General features: G+C 47.1%; 16 protein-coding genes and 1 pseudogene. 11 read left to right on the plus strand and 6 right to left on the minus strand.

The window, feature by feature from the left end; translation table 11 throughout:
• Positions 1–10 precede the first annotated feature (10 nt).
• The 5 genes from ACQVGT_RS14800 (at position 11) to ACQVGT_RS14820 (ending at position 4,543) form a co-directional block, all read left to right on the plus strand.
• A complete protein-coding gene (locus tag ACQVGT_RS14800; RefSeq protein WP_015383317.1) occupies positions 11–460 on the plus strand; it encodes a GNAT family N-acetyltransferase in 450 nt (149 codons plus the stop codon).
• Positions 461–465: 5 nt separating this feature from the next.
• Positions 466–1,314 (plus strand): GNAT family N-acetyltransferase, encoded by an 849-nt coding sequence (locus ACQVGT_RS14805; protein WP_015483072.1) that lies wholly within the window; start codon positions 466–468, stop codon positions 1,312–1,314.
• 111 nt (positions 1,315–1,425) lie between these two features.
• Positions 1,426–2,694 carry an MFS transporter gene (locus ACQVGT_RS14810; RefSeq protein WP_003233041.1) on the plus strand — a complete coding sequence of 423 codons (1,269 nt, stop codon included), beginning with the start codon at positions 1,426–1,428 and terminating at the stop codon, positions 2,692–2,694.
• 8 nt (positions 2,695–2,702) lie between these two features.
• Positions 2,703–3,818 (plus strand): mandelate racemase/muconate lactonizing enzyme family protein, encoded by a 1,116-nt coding sequence (locus ACQVGT_RS14815; RefSeq protein WP_015483071.1) that lies wholly within the window; start codon positions 2,703–2,705, stop codon positions 3,816–3,818.
• A 95-nt stretch (positions 3,819–3,913) separates the two neighbouring features.
• Entirely contained in the window at positions 3,914–4,543 is a 630-nt protein-coding gene (locus ACQVGT_RS14820; RefSeq protein ID WP_009966972.1) for a YitT family protein, read from the plus strand.
• Between the two features lie 44 nt (positions 4,544–4,587).
• Here the strand turns inward: ACQVGT_RS14820 and ACQVGT_RS14825 are convergent, their stop codons facing one another.
• Entirely contained in the window at positions 4,588–5,346 is a 759-nt protein-coding gene (locus ACQVGT_RS14825; protein WP_015252388.1) for a phosphosulfolactate synthase, read from the minus strand.
• On the minus strand, positions 5,343–6,029 hold the full coding sequence (locus tag ACQVGT_RS14830) for a 2-phosphosulfolactate phosphatase (RefSeq protein WP_015383313.1): 687 nt from the start codon (positions 6,027–6,029) through the stop codon (positions 5,343–5,345). Before ACQVGT_RS14830 ends, ACQVGT_RS14825 begins: the two co-directional genes overlap by 4 nt.
• Before the next feature lie 186 nt (positions 6,030–6,215).
• On the opposite strand from ACQVGT_RS14830, the gene ACQVGT_RS14835 reads away from it, so the two are divergent.
• From ACQVGT_RS14835 to cysC, 3 genes are all read left to right on the plus strand, one after another.
• A complete protein-coding gene (locus tag ACQVGT_RS14835) occupies positions 6,216–6,926 on the plus strand; it encodes a phosphoadenylyl-sulfate reductase (protein ID WP_015483070.1) in 711 nt (236 codons plus the stop codon).
• Between the two features lie 112 nt (positions 6,927–7,038).
• Positions 7,039–8,208 (plus strand): sulfate adenylyltransferase, encoded by a 1,170-nt coding sequence (gene sat, locus ACQVGT_RS14840; protein ID WP_015383311.1) that lies wholly within the window; start codon positions 7,039–7,041, stop codon positions 8,206–8,208.
• Positions 8,205–8,804, plus strand: coding sequence for an adenylyl-sulfate kinase (gene cysC, locus ACQVGT_RS14845; RefSeq protein ID WP_003245829.1), 600 nt, complete (start codon positions 8,205–8,207; stop codon positions 8,802–8,804). The genes sat and cysC overlap by 4 nt, the downstream gene beginning before the upstream one ends.
• A gap of 27 nt (positions 8,805–8,831) precedes the next feature.
• Here the strand turns inward: cysC and ACQVGT_RS14850 are convergent, their stop codons facing one another.
• The gene (locus tag ACQVGT_RS14850) at positions 8,832–9,638 is read right to left on the minus strand and encodes an alpha/beta fold hydrolase (protein ID WP_015483069.1); all 807 of its coding nucleotides are present in this window, start codon (positions 9,636–9,638) and stop codon (positions 8,832–8,834) included.
• Between the two features lie 205 nt (positions 9,639–9,843).
• Here ACQVGT_RS14850 and ACQVGT_RS14855 point away from each other — a divergent pair, with 205 nt between their 5' ends.
• A complete protein-coding gene (locus ACQVGT_RS14855) occupies positions 9,844–10,482 on the plus strand; it encodes a pentapeptide repeat-containing protein (RefSeq protein ID WP_015383309.1) in 639 nt (212 codons plus the stop codon).
• Between the two features lie 7 nt (positions 10,483–10,489).
• Here the strand turns inward: ACQVGT_RS14855 and ACQVGT_RS14860 are convergent, their stop codons facing one another.
• The gene (locus ACQVGT_RS14860; RefSeq protein WP_015383308.1) at positions 10,490–11,944 is read right to left on the minus strand and encodes an aminotransferase-like domain-containing protein; all 1,455 of its coding nucleotides are present in this window, start codon (positions 11,942–11,944) and stop codon (positions 10,490–10,492) included.
• 66 nt (positions 11,945–12,010) lie between these two features.
• On the opposite strand from ACQVGT_RS14860, the pseudogene ACQVGT_RS14865 reads away from it, so the two are divergent.
• A pseudogene (locus ACQVGT_RS14865) lies at positions 12,011–12,672 on the plus strand (LysE family transporter).
• Between the two features lie 49 nt (positions 12,673–12,721).
• Positions 12,722–13,231 (plus strand): DinB family protein, encoded by a 510-nt coding sequence (locus ACQVGT_RS14870; RefSeq protein ID WP_015483067.1) that lies wholly within the window; start codon positions 12,722–12,724, stop codon positions 13,229–13,231.
• A 49-nt stretch (positions 13,232–13,280) separates the two neighbouring features.
• Here the strand turns inward: ACQVGT_RS14870 and iolX are convergent, their stop codons facing one another.
• Together iolX and degA are read right to left on the minus strand one after the other, a co-directional pair.
• Complete coding sequence (iolX, locus tag ACQVGT_RS14875) at positions 13,281–14,309, minus strand: scyllo-inositol 2-dehydrogenase (RefSeq protein WP_015383305.1); 1,029 nt, start codon at positions 14,307–14,309, stop codon at positions 13,281–13,283.
• A 208-nt stretch (positions 14,310–14,517) separates the two neighbouring features.
• Positions 14,518–15,531 carry a transcriptional regulator DegA gene (gene degA, locus ACQVGT_RS14880; protein WP_015483065.1) on the minus strand — a complete coding sequence of 338 codons (1,014 nt, stop codon included), beginning with the start codon at positions 15,529–15,531 and terminating at the stop codon, positions 14,518–14,520.
• Position 15,532: the final 1 nt, after the last annotated feature.

Consider the following 15,532-nt stretch of genomic DNA (forward strand, 5'->3'; position numbering starts at 1 on the left):
GAGGAACATTATGCTCGAAGTCAAAACCATTTCCGCGGAAGATACATATGAAATCCGGCACCGCATTCTGCGCCCCCATCAATCCATTGAACAATGCAAATATGAAGAAGATCATGCAAAAGGCTCCTTTCATCTCGGCGCGTTTTTTGAAGGAAAGCTGATCAGCATCGCTTCTTTTTCCCCGCAAATTCAGCCATTAATAACAGAATCCCCAGCATATCGGCTGAGAGGCATGGCAACGCTTGAAGGATATCGCGATCAAAAAGGCGGGAGCACGCTGATCAAACACGCGGAAGAGAAACTGGCAAAGAACGGCGTTCAGGCAGTCTGGTGCAATGCCAGAAGCCATGTGAAAGGCTACTATTCAAAACTTGGCTGGGAAGAACTCGGCGAACCGTTTGAGATTCCTGGCATAGGCACACATATCATCATGTATAAAAAACTCGAAACAAGCAGGTGATCTGTATGAGGGTAATCGATGAGCTGATTAAGCTTCATGAAGAACATACCCCTAGTTTATTGCGGCTTTGCAGGCAAGCCGGGTGGCCGGATTACGGCGAACAAGAGCTGGCACTGCTTGTCCAGCAAGGACGCTTTTTCGGCTATCAAAATGTCAGCGGTGATATTATTTCCTGCATCGGCTTGTTTTTGTTTGGCCGTCTTGCTTCTATCGGCCTCGTGATCGTGGACAAGGAATATCAACGGCTCGGTCTCGGCCGGCGTATGGTAAACGCCTGTATCACCCAAACGGGTGAAAACACCGCCATCAGGCTTTGCGCCACAAAAGAAGGTTTGCCGCTTTATGAAAAAGCAGGTTTTCATACGGCAGGTTCAGTGCGAAAGTACAGCTGTCATAGTTTTCAACCTTATACAAAAAAGCTTGACGCTGAACTGACATCCTTTAGAGAACAAGACTTTCACGACTTAACCACGGCGGATCTGGCTGCCTTTGGCGGAGATCGATCAAACCTTTTGCAGCAGCTTATTTCTGCTTCATGCGAATGTATCATCGCCAGAAATCAGGACGGACAGCTAATTGGCTACGGACTTTCTGTACAGACACCGGCCAATTTGAAATTCGGCCCTATCATCGCTCCATCATCAGATGTTGCAGCACAGATAATTAACAGGCTGGCGGCCGGCAAACAAGGGCCGATGCGAATCGATATACCGAGTGAACACACGTCTCTGCATGACAGCCTGATAGAAATGGGATTTCATAAAGATGATGAACCTCCGCTTTTGTTCTATCAGAAAAAAGCGCCTATTCAAAATGGACACTTATATGCTTTGATTTCACAGGCTCTCGGTTAACCCTCTTTTTTCCCGAACAGGTATCTTCTGTTCGGTTTTTTGCTGTCTGATCGCTGAATAAACGAAGCCATCAGGGACATTCTAAGCAGAAGAAAAGGAGTGTGCTCTGAGATGGAATCATCAAAACAAAATAACGGAATGACGATTGTAGCAATCGGTTCAATCCCTTTAATATTAACCCTAGGAAACTCGATGCTTATTCCGATTTTGCCAAAAATGAAATCTGAACTTCATTTATCACAATTTCAAGTCAGTCTCGTGATCACAGTATTTTCCTTGATTGCAGCATTTGCGATTCCGATTGTCGGTTATCTCGCAGACCGATTCTCAAGGAAAGTCATCATTATTCCCTGCTTAATTTTGTATGGTGCCGGCGGTTTGTTAGCCGGGTTTGCGGCAGGTTTTTTTGACAATGCCTATCCTTGGGTCATGGCAGGACGAGCGTTACAGGGAATCGGGGCAGCCGGAACCGGCCCAATTGCCATGGCACTGACGGGAGATCTGTTTAAAGGCGCCCAGGAGAGCAAGGTGCTGGGCCTTGTTGAAGCTTCAAACGGCATGGGGAAAGTGCTTTCACCGATCATTGGCTCGCTGATCGCCCTGCTTGTCTGGTATGGCGCGTTTTTTGCCTTTCCTGTGTTTTGTATCATTTCGATCGTACTGACTTGGATTTTTATTAAAGAAAAGAAAAAGGAAAAAGAACCGCCACCAATCGGAAAATATGCAAAAGGGCTGTTAAGTGTCTTTAAACATGAAGGCAGATGGCTGTTTACCGCTTATTTAGCCGGTGCGACCTGTTTGTTTACTTTATTCGGCATCCTGTTTTATCTCTCAGATGTTCTTGAAAAAACATACGACACCGACGGCGTGAAAAAAGGCTTAATTTTAGCGATCCCGCTTTTGGTTATGTGTGTGACGTCCTATACAACAGGAAGCAAAATCGGGCAAAAGCAATCGTTAATGAAAAAGCTGATCGTACTTGGATTGGCGTTCATGACCGTATCCTACGCGGCACTGTCATTCATTGAAAATCTTGTCCTTTTTATCAGTGTTCTTGTACTGAGCAGTATCGGCTCAGGTCTTGTCCTTCCTTGTGTGAACAGTTTTATTACCGGGGCTGTCGGCAAAGAAAGACGGGGATTTGTCACCTCTCTGTACGGCTCTGTACGTTTCTTAGGGGTAGCGATCGGTCCTCCGATTTTCGGCCGCCTGATGCAATGGTCCAGACCCGGCATGTTTTTAAGCATCGCGGGATTGACTCTCGTTGTCGGGATTCTTGTGATGATGCTCATCCATGTGAAGCAAAACAATGAAGAAACAAAAGAAAAAGAAGACCCTAAAATGGCTGGAAATCGGCTCCAGCCCGCTGAGGAAAGGTAGCACCCAGTGTGAAAATTGTACGGATTGAAACCTTTCCGCTATTTCACCGATTAGAAAAGCCATACGGAGATGCCAATGGGTTTAAACGATATCGGACTTGTTATCTCATCAGGATTATCACCGAAAGCGGGATAGACGGCTGGGGAGAATGCGTTGATTGGCTCCCTGCTCTCCATGTCGGTTTTACGAAGCGGATCATCCCGTTTCTATTAGGAAAACAGGCTGGCAGCCGCCTGTCATTAGTGCGCACGATTCAAAAATGGCACCAGCGGGCGGCCTCCGCTGTAAGCATGGCGCTGACAGAGATTGCAACCAAAGCTGCGGATTGTTCGGTATGCGAATTATGGGGCGGGCGATACAGAGAGGAGATTCCTGTGTACGCGTCTTTTCAATCGTACTCAGACTCCCCGCAATGGATCAGCCGCTCAGTCTCCAATGTTGAAGCCCAGTTGAAAAAAGGTTTTGAGCAAATCAAAGTCAAAATTGGCGGGACTTCATTCAAAGAGGATGTCCGGCACATCAATGCGCTGCAGCATACAGCAGGCAGCTCCATTACGATGATTCTGGACGCAAACCAAAGCTACGATGCCGCTGCAGCTTTTAAATGGGAGCGCTATTTCTCCGAATGGACGAACATTGGCTGGCTTGAGGAGCCTTTACCCTTTGATCAGCCGCAGGATTACGCTTTGCTTCGAAGCCGTTTGTCTGTTCCTGTTGCCGGCGGAGAAAACATGAAAGGCCCGGCGCAATTTGTGCCTCTCCTTTCACAGCGCTGTTTGGATATCATTCAGCCCGATGTCATGCATGTCAACGGAATTGATGAGTTTCGGGACTGCCTCCAGCTCGCGCGTTATTTTGGCGTCAGAGCATCCGCCCATGCATATGACGGATCGCTCTCACGGCTCTATGCTTTATTTGCACAAGCCTGCCTGCCCCCATGGTCTAAAATGAATAACGATCACATTGAACCGATCGAGTGGGACGTCATGGAGAATCCTTTTACAGATCTCGTCAGCCTGCAGCCTTCAAAAGGAATGGTCCACATCCCGAAAGGAAAAGGCATTGGAACAGAGATCAATATGGAGATCGTCAATCGCTACAAGTGGGATGGCTCAGCATATTAAGCTGGGCCATTTCTTTATTTTGAGACATAAATCATGGACAGCCTCATAAAATGAAAACAGCGGACAAGTCTTTTCATAAAGGAGCAAATGACTTAATGGCTGAACTGCTGATGAAAGCAAAACTTACGTTTATGATTGTCGTAGGCGGCGTACTACAGGGACTCGGCATGTCCTTGTTTTTATTTCCGCATGATATTCCGACAGGCGGTGCAGCAGGTATTGCGGTGCTATTGCATTATCTGTTTCAAATCCCCCACGGGTTTTCAGTGTGGGCTGTGAATGTATCAATGCTTTTTACCGCTTTAAAATGGCTGGAGATGAGAACATTCACCGGCACCCTCGCTTCTATCACCGTCACCTCTGTCTCGGTATTGATCTTTGATGCGGTTTTTCCGGATATCACATCTAATCTGTGGCTTGATCTGGCAAGCGGCGCAGTGTTATTGGGACTCGGCATCGGACTTTTATACAAATATAAAATTTCGAACGGAGGATTCGGAGCCCTTGCTCTGATGATTTCTATCTACCGCGGCGGGAATCCTGGAACGATCCTGCTCATCATGAATTGCATCATTTTTATGGTCACCGCGTCTATTATTGACTGGGGCATCGTCATTCAAGCCCTGATATGCCAAGTGATATCGACAAGAGTCATCGACTTCATCTACAACATCCGTCTGACCTCACTTCCCTATCTCACGCCTATGTACCGCCATAAAAAATAATAGGCAGAGGCTCTCTTCACGACGAGAGCCCCGCAGCCGCTGCTTTACAGAAAAAAGGTATCAGATCTTAGCCCTAAACGCAGCGTTTCCAACGCGATGGCATCATGAAATGGAATATTGGCCAGATTCACATTCGGCCCGATTTTTTGAATAAACCCTTGCTGAAGCGTTTTGTTAGGCGCTTCAAAAATCAGCCTGTTGATATCAATATCCGAGGAAATGATGTCGTCAACAATTTGAAACCTGACATCGCCGCTGCTGGAACAGATCCCTCCCGTTCCGCTTTCTCTGGCTTCTGTAATCACTTTTTCCGCGCCCGCTTCCATATCCTCAACGATATATTCAAGCCATTCCTCAGAGCTTTGCCGGCTTGCTAATTCCGCATCCTTGCTGCCCACCTCACTGAGCACAAGAAATTCATCAGAAAAATCGGCAATGTAAGCCGCTTTCTCTTTATTTGTCATCGGGAGCGTACCGTTTGAAATCTCAATATATTCACAGCCGAAATAGGTGCAATACCGATGAAATTCATTCACTTTTTTCTGGCTTACGTACTTCTCAAACAGTGTGCCGCCAAAGAAAAATGTAATGTCATGTTCTTTCAGTGTGCTGATTTTTTCTTCAAGATCTTTCGTAAGTAATGATGTGCCCCAGCCGAATTTCACAAAATCAATATAGTCGGACGCTCCGGCTATGACATCTTTGAAAAATTGCAAGGGATAGCCGTTATCAATTAAAATGGACTGTCCGGTTTCTCTCGGCTTGTTTGTTCTCACTGGCAATTCTAGTGAAAAATCATTCATATTATGACCCTCTCTATCGTTGGAACTTCTCTATCCTGTTTCACTTTCATCACAAAATCGCCCGTCAGTTCTTTTGTACAGTAAACGATGTCTTCCGAATCAAACAATGGCTGGCGGCTGTCAAAAAACTTCTCCGCAACAGAAGAGCCTTTTATTCTTTCAATCGCCTCCTCAGCCGTTACCGCATTTGTCCCTTCAATGATGCCTTTGATATACTCCGCACACGCCATATCGTCATCACCGGATGGATGGGAAGCCACTATGTTTATGACACAATCGATTGCGGCGAGCTTTTTCACATGCTGTGCCGTTGTTTTGGCATTGGAAAATCCAGTTACGAACAGATGCTTTGCGTTCAGCGCCCCCAATGCTGCTGTGACGCCGTTTGTTGTTTTCTGGATCAGGCGCTTATCCGCCATATCCTGCCCAGCCATACGTTTTGGAGAATTATCTAAATCAAATCCGCTGATACCGACCCCCTTTTCCTCTCCCGTCAATACATAATCCGGATAGGTGTCTTTCAGCGCAAAGGCTTCATCAGCTGTCCGGACCAACAAAATCTCTTTCGCCCCGCCGATAAACGCATAATGGGCGACCGTAAAGGCTCTGATGACATCAATGATGATGTTAATATCAGCCGGGGCAAGCGAATGATGATGCCCCTGATAAATGGCAATCGGCATACTACCTCTCCTTGGGCATAAAACCATTTTGCTAAAAAGCATATTCAGCCGGGCTCTTAATGGTTCCGCACCTCATCTTAGGCGGGCGCGGCACCTAAAAACCCTGAACCTTTATGCAAAAAATGAATAGTCTGCCTATAACTCGATCAATAGATAAAAAAAGCAAATGCAAACGGGGGGAAAACATTGAACGAAACCATCACATATGACACATGGAACGACATGCTGTCCAAACAGATAACGGATCAATTGATCGATGAGCTTGATGTGTTGAAATGGGCTTACCGAACGTACAGAGAAAAGATTGTGTACGCATGCAGCTTTGGCGCAGAAGGAATGGTGCTTCTCGACTTAATATCAAAAATCAACAAAAACGCGCACATCATCTTTTTGGATACCGGGCTTCATTTTCAGGAAACATATGAGCTGATCGATACCGTCAAAGAGCGATATCCGGGATTTGCAATCCAGATGCTCGAACCCGAGCTGAGCTTAACAGAACAGGGGACGAAGTACGGTGGAGAGCTGTGGAAGCATAACCCGAACCTCTGCTGCCAATTGCGGAAAATCGAATCGCTCAAAAAGCACCTGTCCGGCATGACAGCTTGGATTTCAGGACTGCGCCGGGAGCAGTCACCAACGAGAAAGCATATTCAATACGTAAACCTGGACCAGAAGTTTGAGCTCATCAAAATTTGCCCGCTCATCCACTGGACATGGGATGACGTTTGGACGTACATCCGCCTGCACAATTTGCCTTATAACAAACTGCACGATCAACATTATCCGAGCATAGGCTGTGAAATGTGTACATTGCCTTCCTCGGACCCGAACGATGAGAGGGCTGGAAGATGGGCCGGACGGGAGAAAACAGAATGCGGCCTGCATCAGGAATAGCGGATGGCAGGTTCTTGCTGTGAGAATCGAAATGATGTTAAGGCGCTGATGTCAAACTTTCATTAAGTGCAGAAAAGAAAACAAGGAAACGTATAAATGGAGGTTGAACACGTTGAATGGAAACGAGCCCCACGGAGGGGTATTAATCAACCGCTGTGATCCCGCATGCCATTTTGAAGGGTGCGCGTGCCAAGCAGAGCTGGATCAGCTTGCACTGAGCGATCTGGAGCTTATCGCGATCGGCGGATACAGCCCGTTAACAGGTTTTTTGGGAGAAAAAGATTATCATTCCGTTGTGAAAGAGATGAGGCTGGCAAACGGCTTGCCGTGGAGCCTGCCGATTACGCTGCCTGTCGGAGAAAAAACAGCAAAACAGCTGTCTGCCGGAGATCACGTCAAGCTTGTGAAAGACGGTGTTACCTACGGCATGATCACAGTCACCGATATATACCAGCCTGATAAAACACAAGAAGCACTGTCTGTTTTTAAAACAAACGATCCTGCCCACCCAGGCATAAAAAAATTGCTGGCTCGCCCGGATTACTATATCGGAGGGCCTATCACGGTCAGCCGCCTGCCTGACAAATCTTTCGAACAGTTTTATGCAACGCCCGCAGAAACAAGAGCGGCCTTTGAAAAACTCGGCTGGAAAACGATTGTCGGCTTTCAAACCAGGAACCCTGTTCATAGAGCTCATGAATATATTCAAAAAACAGCGTTAGAAACGGTCGACGGTCTGCTGCTTCACCCGCTTGTCGGAGAAACAAAGTCAGACGATATCCCCAGCGATATCAGAATGGAGAGCTACCAGGCTTTGCTTAATCACTATTATCCAAAGGATCGTGTCATGTTATCGGTTTTCCCTGCCGCCATGCGTTATGCAGGTCCGCGGGAAGCGATTTTCCATGCGCTCGTCCGAAAAAATTACGGCTGCACCCATTTTATTGTAGGCCGTGATCACGCAGGTGTCGGCAGCTACTATGGAACATACGACGCCCAAAATATTTTTCAATCATTCACAGAGGAAGAGCTGGGCATCAAGCCGCTGTTTTTTGAGCACAGCTTTTATTGCCGAAAATGCGGAAACATGGGCACCTCCAAAACATGTCCGCACCACCCGAGAGACCACATCCACTTATCAGGCACAAAAGTGAGAGAGCTTCTCCGCCAAGGCAAAAAGCCGCCTAAAGAATTCAGCCGGCCTGAGGTCGCAGCCGTGCTGATCAAGGGACTTCACCAACAGCCTGTTGCCATCAAGCAAAACAGCGGGGAATTGCAATGACACACAATCCGAACATCATTTGGCATCCCGCTGCCATCTCAAAGTCTGACAGACAGTCCTTAAACGGACACAAAAGCTGCGTCCTCTGGTTTACAGGTTTGTCCGGCTCCGGAAAATCGGTGCTGGCCAATGCAGTCGATGAAAAACTTTACCGCAAGGGCATTCAGAGCTATGTGCTTGATGGTGATAATATCCGCCACGGCTTAAACAAAGATCTTGGATTTCAGACTGGTGACAGGATTGAAAACATCCGCCGGATCGGAGAAGTGGCGAAGCTGTTTGTCGACAGCGGGCAAATGATTTTAACGGCTTTTATTTCTCCATTCAGAGAGGATCGGGACATGGTTAGAGCACTCTTTCCTAAAGGTGAGTTCTTCGAAATTTATGTGAAGTGCCCGCTGCATGTTTGTGAACAGCGCGATCCAAAAGGGCTTTACAAAAAAGCGCGAAACGGAGAGATCAAACATTTCACCGGGATCGATTCTCCGTATGAAGCGCCGCTTTCACCCGATTTCATCATTGAGTCAGACCAGACCTCTATTTCCGATGGAGCTGATCTCATCATTAACGCACTGCAAAACAGAGGTATTATATAAAAAACCCGATCAATGTCGGGTTTTTTCTTATGAGTTGGAGAACTGCGCAATCAAACTGTTAATCTTCTCTTTTTCTTCATAAAATGCTCCGTGCCCGCTGTTTGCAAACGGAACCAATTCCGACTGTTTGATGCCGCGCTTCAATTCTTTCGCAAAATCAAACGGCGCAATTCTATCCTTTCTCCCGTGCAGGATCAGCGTCGGCACCTTGATTGCAGCAAGTTCCTTTCTGAGATCTTCGTCTCTTAATGCGATGCCCGAATGGATCGTCCCGTAGGAGGAAGCCTCCAGCATCAGATTGAGAAACCACTGTCTAAGCTCTGGAGACACTTTTTTCTCAAAAAACTGTTTCCCTAAATCAGCCAGTGTTTTGGGCCGATCAGCTTTGAACAATTCAATCATATCGTCAATATCCTGCTTCCTCATCCCGTACGGATAACCCGGGCGTTTTGTAAATGCGGGTGCCGCTGCAGACAGTAAAATCAGCTTATCAACATCGGCTCCTTCATGCCTTGCCATATAACGGATTGCAATGGCGCCGCCCATCGAAAAACCGGCAAGAATCGCATTCTCAAGCTGCAGCGTATAAATGACTGCCTTCACATCATCAGCCATCGTGTCATAATCGTAGCCTTCCCAAGGGCGGTCAGATTGCCCATATCCCCGTAAATCAACGCCGATAAAACGAAATCCCCTTTTCGGAAGCTCATTCATTTGATATTCAAACATCTTATGATTCAACGGCCACCCGTGCAAAAAGATGATCGGCCTTCCATGTCCAATATCCTCTACAAACAGTGTCACATGCTCCTCGGTTTTGACGTAATGCCCCATTACGCATTCCTCCTGTTCCCTTTGGCTTTCCCGGCCTGTAAACGCCTTGACGTATAGGAAGCTTTCCATTTATGCTTACAAAACAAGCGGGCTGCTGTACCAAGAAAAGGCTCTTCACGATTTACTATATGTATCAATTTCCTTAACGATCTATTAAATTGAACCCGGAAGCCTCTGTTTTTCGGGCAGAAAAGGATGTCATCACATGAATAAAATCGCAATTCAAAAACCGAACATACCGGAAAACCTGCAAACCGCAGATTTTCATGATGCCGTGACGCAGGATGATGTAATCAGCATGCATTTGTTTGAAGATTGTACAATCTGCGGCGAAGATATCGAAAGACTTTGTGTGGAAAAAACGGTATTCAGAAATGTCGTCTTTATCGATGTGTCTTTTCGGCATATTGAACTGACCGATGTGATCTTTGAAAAATGCGATTTATCAAACGCCGATTTCAGCGGGGCTGTCATTCACAGAACTTCTGTTAAGCAGTCAAAAATGGTTGGAATGAATGTGGCGGAAGCAACGCTGCGGAATGTTTCATTCGAGGAATGCCACGGACATTTCAGCTCATTTTCGTACTCAAATATGAAACAAGTTCGATTTGATCACTGTGCTCTTATGCAAAGTGAATGCAGCAATACGGTGCTCCAGCAGACACACTTTGACAGGTGCGAATTGGAAGGCGCCAGCTTTACCGGCACGTCCCTTCAAAACATGGACATCAGCACGTGCCGTTTTGAACAGCTTCATGTCTCCCTCGACAAATTGAAAGGCTGCAAAATCGCACCTGAGCATGCGATTGCCTTCGCCAGGGCACTGGGAGCTGTCATCGTATAACCAAAGCCTAGGACATCATCAGGCGGCGTGCTGTTTCGGCTGCCGCTTTAATGCCAGTTTCCAAATCTCCAAGAGATGCATAGGAATATGACAGCCTGATGCTGTTTCGGTCTTCACCGTCATAAATGTAGCCGGGATTCACAAGCACCTGCCGTTTCAGCAATCCATAAAAGAAACGGCTGACAGGCAGGTTTTTGTGAAATGTCACCCAAATATAAAAGCCGCCTGCGGGAATCCGCCACGTGGCAATGTCCCCGGCATACCGCTCGAGAAAATGAACGGCGGCGTCTCTCCTTTCTTTAAGCTTCCTGCGTACCCAAGTCAGATGCTCTTCATAATATCCCTGTGACAGCCACTCGGCAGCCGCCCACTGGGACAGGCCGCTTGATCCGTAGTCTGTCTGCATTTTAATGTCCGCCAGCCTTTCAATAACCGGCTCCGGACCGACAAGCCAGCCGATTCGCAGACCGGGGCTAACCATTTTTGAAAACGTGCCCAGATACAGAATATTGCCCTCATGATCCATTGCTTTCAACGGCTGCGGCGGTTTTTCTTCAAACCATAAATCACCGTACGCATCATCCTCAATGATGGGCAGCTGCTCTTTTTTTGAAAGGCTGATGATCTCTTTCCTTCGCTGCTCTGACATGACTGTGCCTGTCGGATTATGAAACGACGGAATCGTGTAAAGCAGCTGTCCTCCATATTGTTTTCGATTAGAAGAAACAAGCCCCGCTTTGACCCCTTCATCATCCATCGGCAAGCCGCGAAGCCGCATCCCAGCTGATTGAAATACATGCAAGGATTGAAGGTAGGACGGCTTCTCCGTCAAAATGACAGAATCTCGTTTTAAAAGTCCAATTGAGATGAGCTGAAGTGCCTGAAGTGCACCGGACACAATTAAAATTGCAGACGGTGACACATGGATCTTCTTTCCTTTTAAATGGTCGGCCACTGCCTCCCGCAGCTGACGGTTTCCTTTCGGCTGCTCATATCCTAAAGACAGGGCGCCCGGATTGATTTGCTGAAACATCCGTCCAATTGTGTCAGCAGGCACAAGATCCGGTGAAAGTTCTCCAGTTCCTAATCTGATGATATCCGCTCTTGGTTCGTTCTGATTAATAGCTTGAATGATGGAAGAATTGGCGCGATGAATGCCTGAACGGACGTAATCGCTCCAATCAAGCGGAGGCTCAGCCGCCAGCACGCTCCAAGTACTGTTTACAACCTTCGTACCGCCGCCTCTTCTTCCCTCTAACAAGCCTTGAGACGTGAGTTCATCTATGGCTGCTGTGACTGTGCTGCGGTTGACTTGAAACATGTCGGCCAGCGTTCTCTGTGAGGGGATTTTCGTCCCTACAGCCCACTCTCCGTGAAGAATCTTGTCTTTCATATATTGTTCGATCTGCCGATGCAGCGGAACATCCGACTTTCGGCTTGGCTGCCATTGCGACAAGGTCATGCCCCCCTTTTTTACACATTATACATTTGGCTGGTTCCTAACCCAACCAAATGGCTGGAGACTTTAGTGACAATCTCTCTTATGATTGAAAAAAATGTGAAGGGAGCTTTTTCAGCATGAATGCAATCATTCACGGAATTGTGCTCGCGTTTGGCTTAATTTTGCCGCTGGGAGTGCAGAATGTGTTTATTTTTCAGCAAGGCGCGTGGCAAAAGCATATTTGGCGGGCTCTCCCAGCTGTCATCAGTGCTTCAGTCTGCGATACCCTGTTAATCGTATTAGCCGTTGCGGGCGTATCTGTCATTGTGCAGGAGCTGCCCGTGTTTGAGACAGTCATGATGGCCGGCGGATTTTTATTTTTGCTCTATATGGGCTGGGTGACTTGGAACAGCCGTCCGAAGACAAGCCAAAATGAGAAACATACGTTCACACCAAAAAAGCAAGCTGCGTTTGCGGCCGCTGTTTCTCTTTTAAACCCGCATGCCATTCTGGACACGATCGGCGTCATCGGCACGAGCTCTCTTCAATATTCGGGGCTTGAGAAATGGCTCTTTATGGCCGCCTGCATCGCTGTGTCTTGGATTTGGTTTATCAGCCTTGCAATAGCGGGCCGGCTGTTTCAGACGATAGATACGAGCGGCAGGCTTATGCTGATCGTAAACAAATGCTCTGCAGCGGTAATGTGGGCAGCGGCAGGATATTTTGGGGTGTCACTCTTTTGCAATTGAAGGAGAAACAAATGAAAACAACGAATTTCTTAGAAAAGGAGGCATGCTGATGACTGATGCAAAACAGTTTTATGACTATCATTCTTGGGCAAACAAGAAAATATTTAACCATATCGAAAACCTGCCGGAGGAAACTGCCTATCAAGAAGTAAAGAGCGTATTTCCTTCTGTCAGCGACGTGCTGCTTCATATGTGCAGGGCTGACTACATTTGGCTGAATGTTCTTTCGGGAGTGGCCTACCAAGAGATTATAGACAGCGCAGGCAAATTAGAGTCCGCGCAAGGTAATATGGCAGCGATTAAACAGCACGCTGCCGAGCTGGAGTCACAGTATCATGATTTCTTCAGCCGCCAGACGGACTTAGAACAGACCTTCACAATGCAGCATCCGAAACTAGGTACACTGGAATCAACCTATGCAGACACCATCCTGCATGTCGTCAATCACGGGACTTACCATAGAGGGAACGTAACCGCCATGCTGAGACAGCTGGGCCATTCTGGCGTACCTACTGATTATATGTACTATTTATATGAGAAAAGAGGAAGCAAGGGCTAAAATGTCCTTGCTTTTTTTGCGGAAAGCCTCAAATGAAACATACTAGCTTTTACATACCGGTATAAGCACGCTTCACATCTAGCTGTACCGGCCTGCCGCTTCGAAAAGAATTGGTTGCGGCGATGCCCACTTCTAAATTGATCGTCGCATCAATCTCAGTCACAATCGGTGTTTTTCCATTCCGGACACACTCGGCGAAATGCTGAAGCTCCAAGCAGTAGGCTTCATGAAAACGAGTTTGAAAGTCTGGAATGATATCAAAACTGCTCCCTTTAGCCGATAGGATGGTCACATGTTTATTTCTCAATGTCCCTATGAAAATACTGCCCTCTGTCCCGATAATCTCCGCCCGGATGTCATGTCCGTATGGAGAGGTTCTGCTTGCCTCGACGTCCCCCGCTGCGCCGGAGTCAAATTCAATATACGTCAGCGCCTGATCCACATCGCCATACTGCTCCATGAACGGATTGTTCAGAATCCTGCCGTGTCCTGAAACAGAAGTGATTTCCGCCCCTAGCAAATAACGGGCCATATCATAGTCATGGATGGAACAGTCAATAAAAATTCCACCGCTGTGTTTGATAAATTCTGCGGGAGGCGCGCCTTGGTCGCGCGTAAAGCCTTTATAATAGATAGGTTTGCCGATTTCTCCAGCGTCGATCCGCCGTTTGGCATCTGCGTATGCTGGATCGAATCGTCTCATAAAGCCGACTTGGCAGATGACACCTGTCTCTTTCACTTTTTCAGAAACTGCTCTTGATTCCTCAAGGCTTAATGTCAGCGGTTTTTCAACGAAGATCTGTTTGCCGTTCTCGGCTGCTTTGATGATCATATCACCATGTGTGCTTGTCGGCGTTACAATAATGACAGCGTCAATGCCGGGATCTTCTAACACTTCATACGGGTCCTCTGACCATTTTTCGATACCGAATTCTCTGGCAACCTGCTCCGCTCTCCCTTTTAACGGATCACTGACACTAACCAGCTTTGCTCCCGGTACACTGGTGACAAGATTTTTTGCATGATCATAACCGAGCCTTCCTAATCCTAATACAGCGCACCTTACTTGATGTTCCACGTCCCATCCTCTCCTTTAACTCATTTCAGGCTCGCTTTGAGAAAGCGCTTTCTCTTAACCGCTAAAAAAACAGCGGTTCTATCCGCTCTGCCATTTTGCGCAAGCGCTTTCTCAAAAGATGGTTTCATTTTACACTGCCTTTGGTTTACACGCAATATGTTTTTTTGGCTTCAACTGTCATAATGAAAAAACCCGCTCATTAGCGGGTTCATGTGTTGAGCGGTGATGTAGAATGTCTGACTACAAGCTCAGGAGGGAGCACTATTTTTTGTTTCGCCTTTCGTTTTCCCTCTATTGCTTCTGCCAGCAGTTCGATGACGCTCCGTCCCATCTCTTTTATCGGCTGGGCTACGGTTGTCAGGGGCGGAGCCGCCATTTCTGCGAGTATCGTATTATCAAAACCAATGATAGAAAGATCATCCGGCACTTTTATGCCTCTTATTCTCGCAGCTTGTATGGCGGCACAGGCCAATACGTCGTTGAAGGCAAAAATAGCAGTCGGAACGTTCCTGTCGAGCAATTTTCCCGCTTCTTCCTTGCCGCTTTCCAAGGAAAACCGCGTCTGGATGATAAGTGATTCATCAATGGGCACGCCCGCTTCCTCCATCGCCTGACGGAAGCCTTTGATTCTATTTTTTTCGCCTGTCGTTGAACCGTCTCCGACAATGCAGGCGATGTTCGTGTGGCCGAGTGACAGAAGATGCTTGGCAGCCTCATATCCGCCACGAACGTCATCTATCACAACAATATCCATCGGAAGCAGCGGCTTATCCTGAGAAATCATGGCAATCGGAATTTGTTCACTGGCGATTTCCTCCAAAGCAGACATACTGTCATGGCTTTCAATCCCTGTTGCAAAAATAATGCCATCCACCTTTTTCTGTTTCAGCACAGAAAAATACTTTGTTTCTTTTTTCGGATCGTAATCGGTGCTGCAAATCAACATTTGAAAACCGAGCTCATCCGCTCTTTCCTCAATGCTTTTGGCCAGTTCGCCGTAAAACGGATTTGAAATATCAGGCGCCACGAGAGCTATCATATTCGTTCGTTTTCCCGTTAACGCCGCGGCGTGGACATTGGGCGTGTATGCCATTTCATTCATGACATTCATGACCTTCTGCCGTGTTTTGCCGCTGATTCTCCCCGTATTGTTAATTACACGCGACACAGTTGTGATCGAGACACCCGCCGCCTTTGCCACATCGTAAATTGTTGTTTTCATG

It is taken from the genome of Bacillus sp. SCT118 (assembly GCF_058566435.1).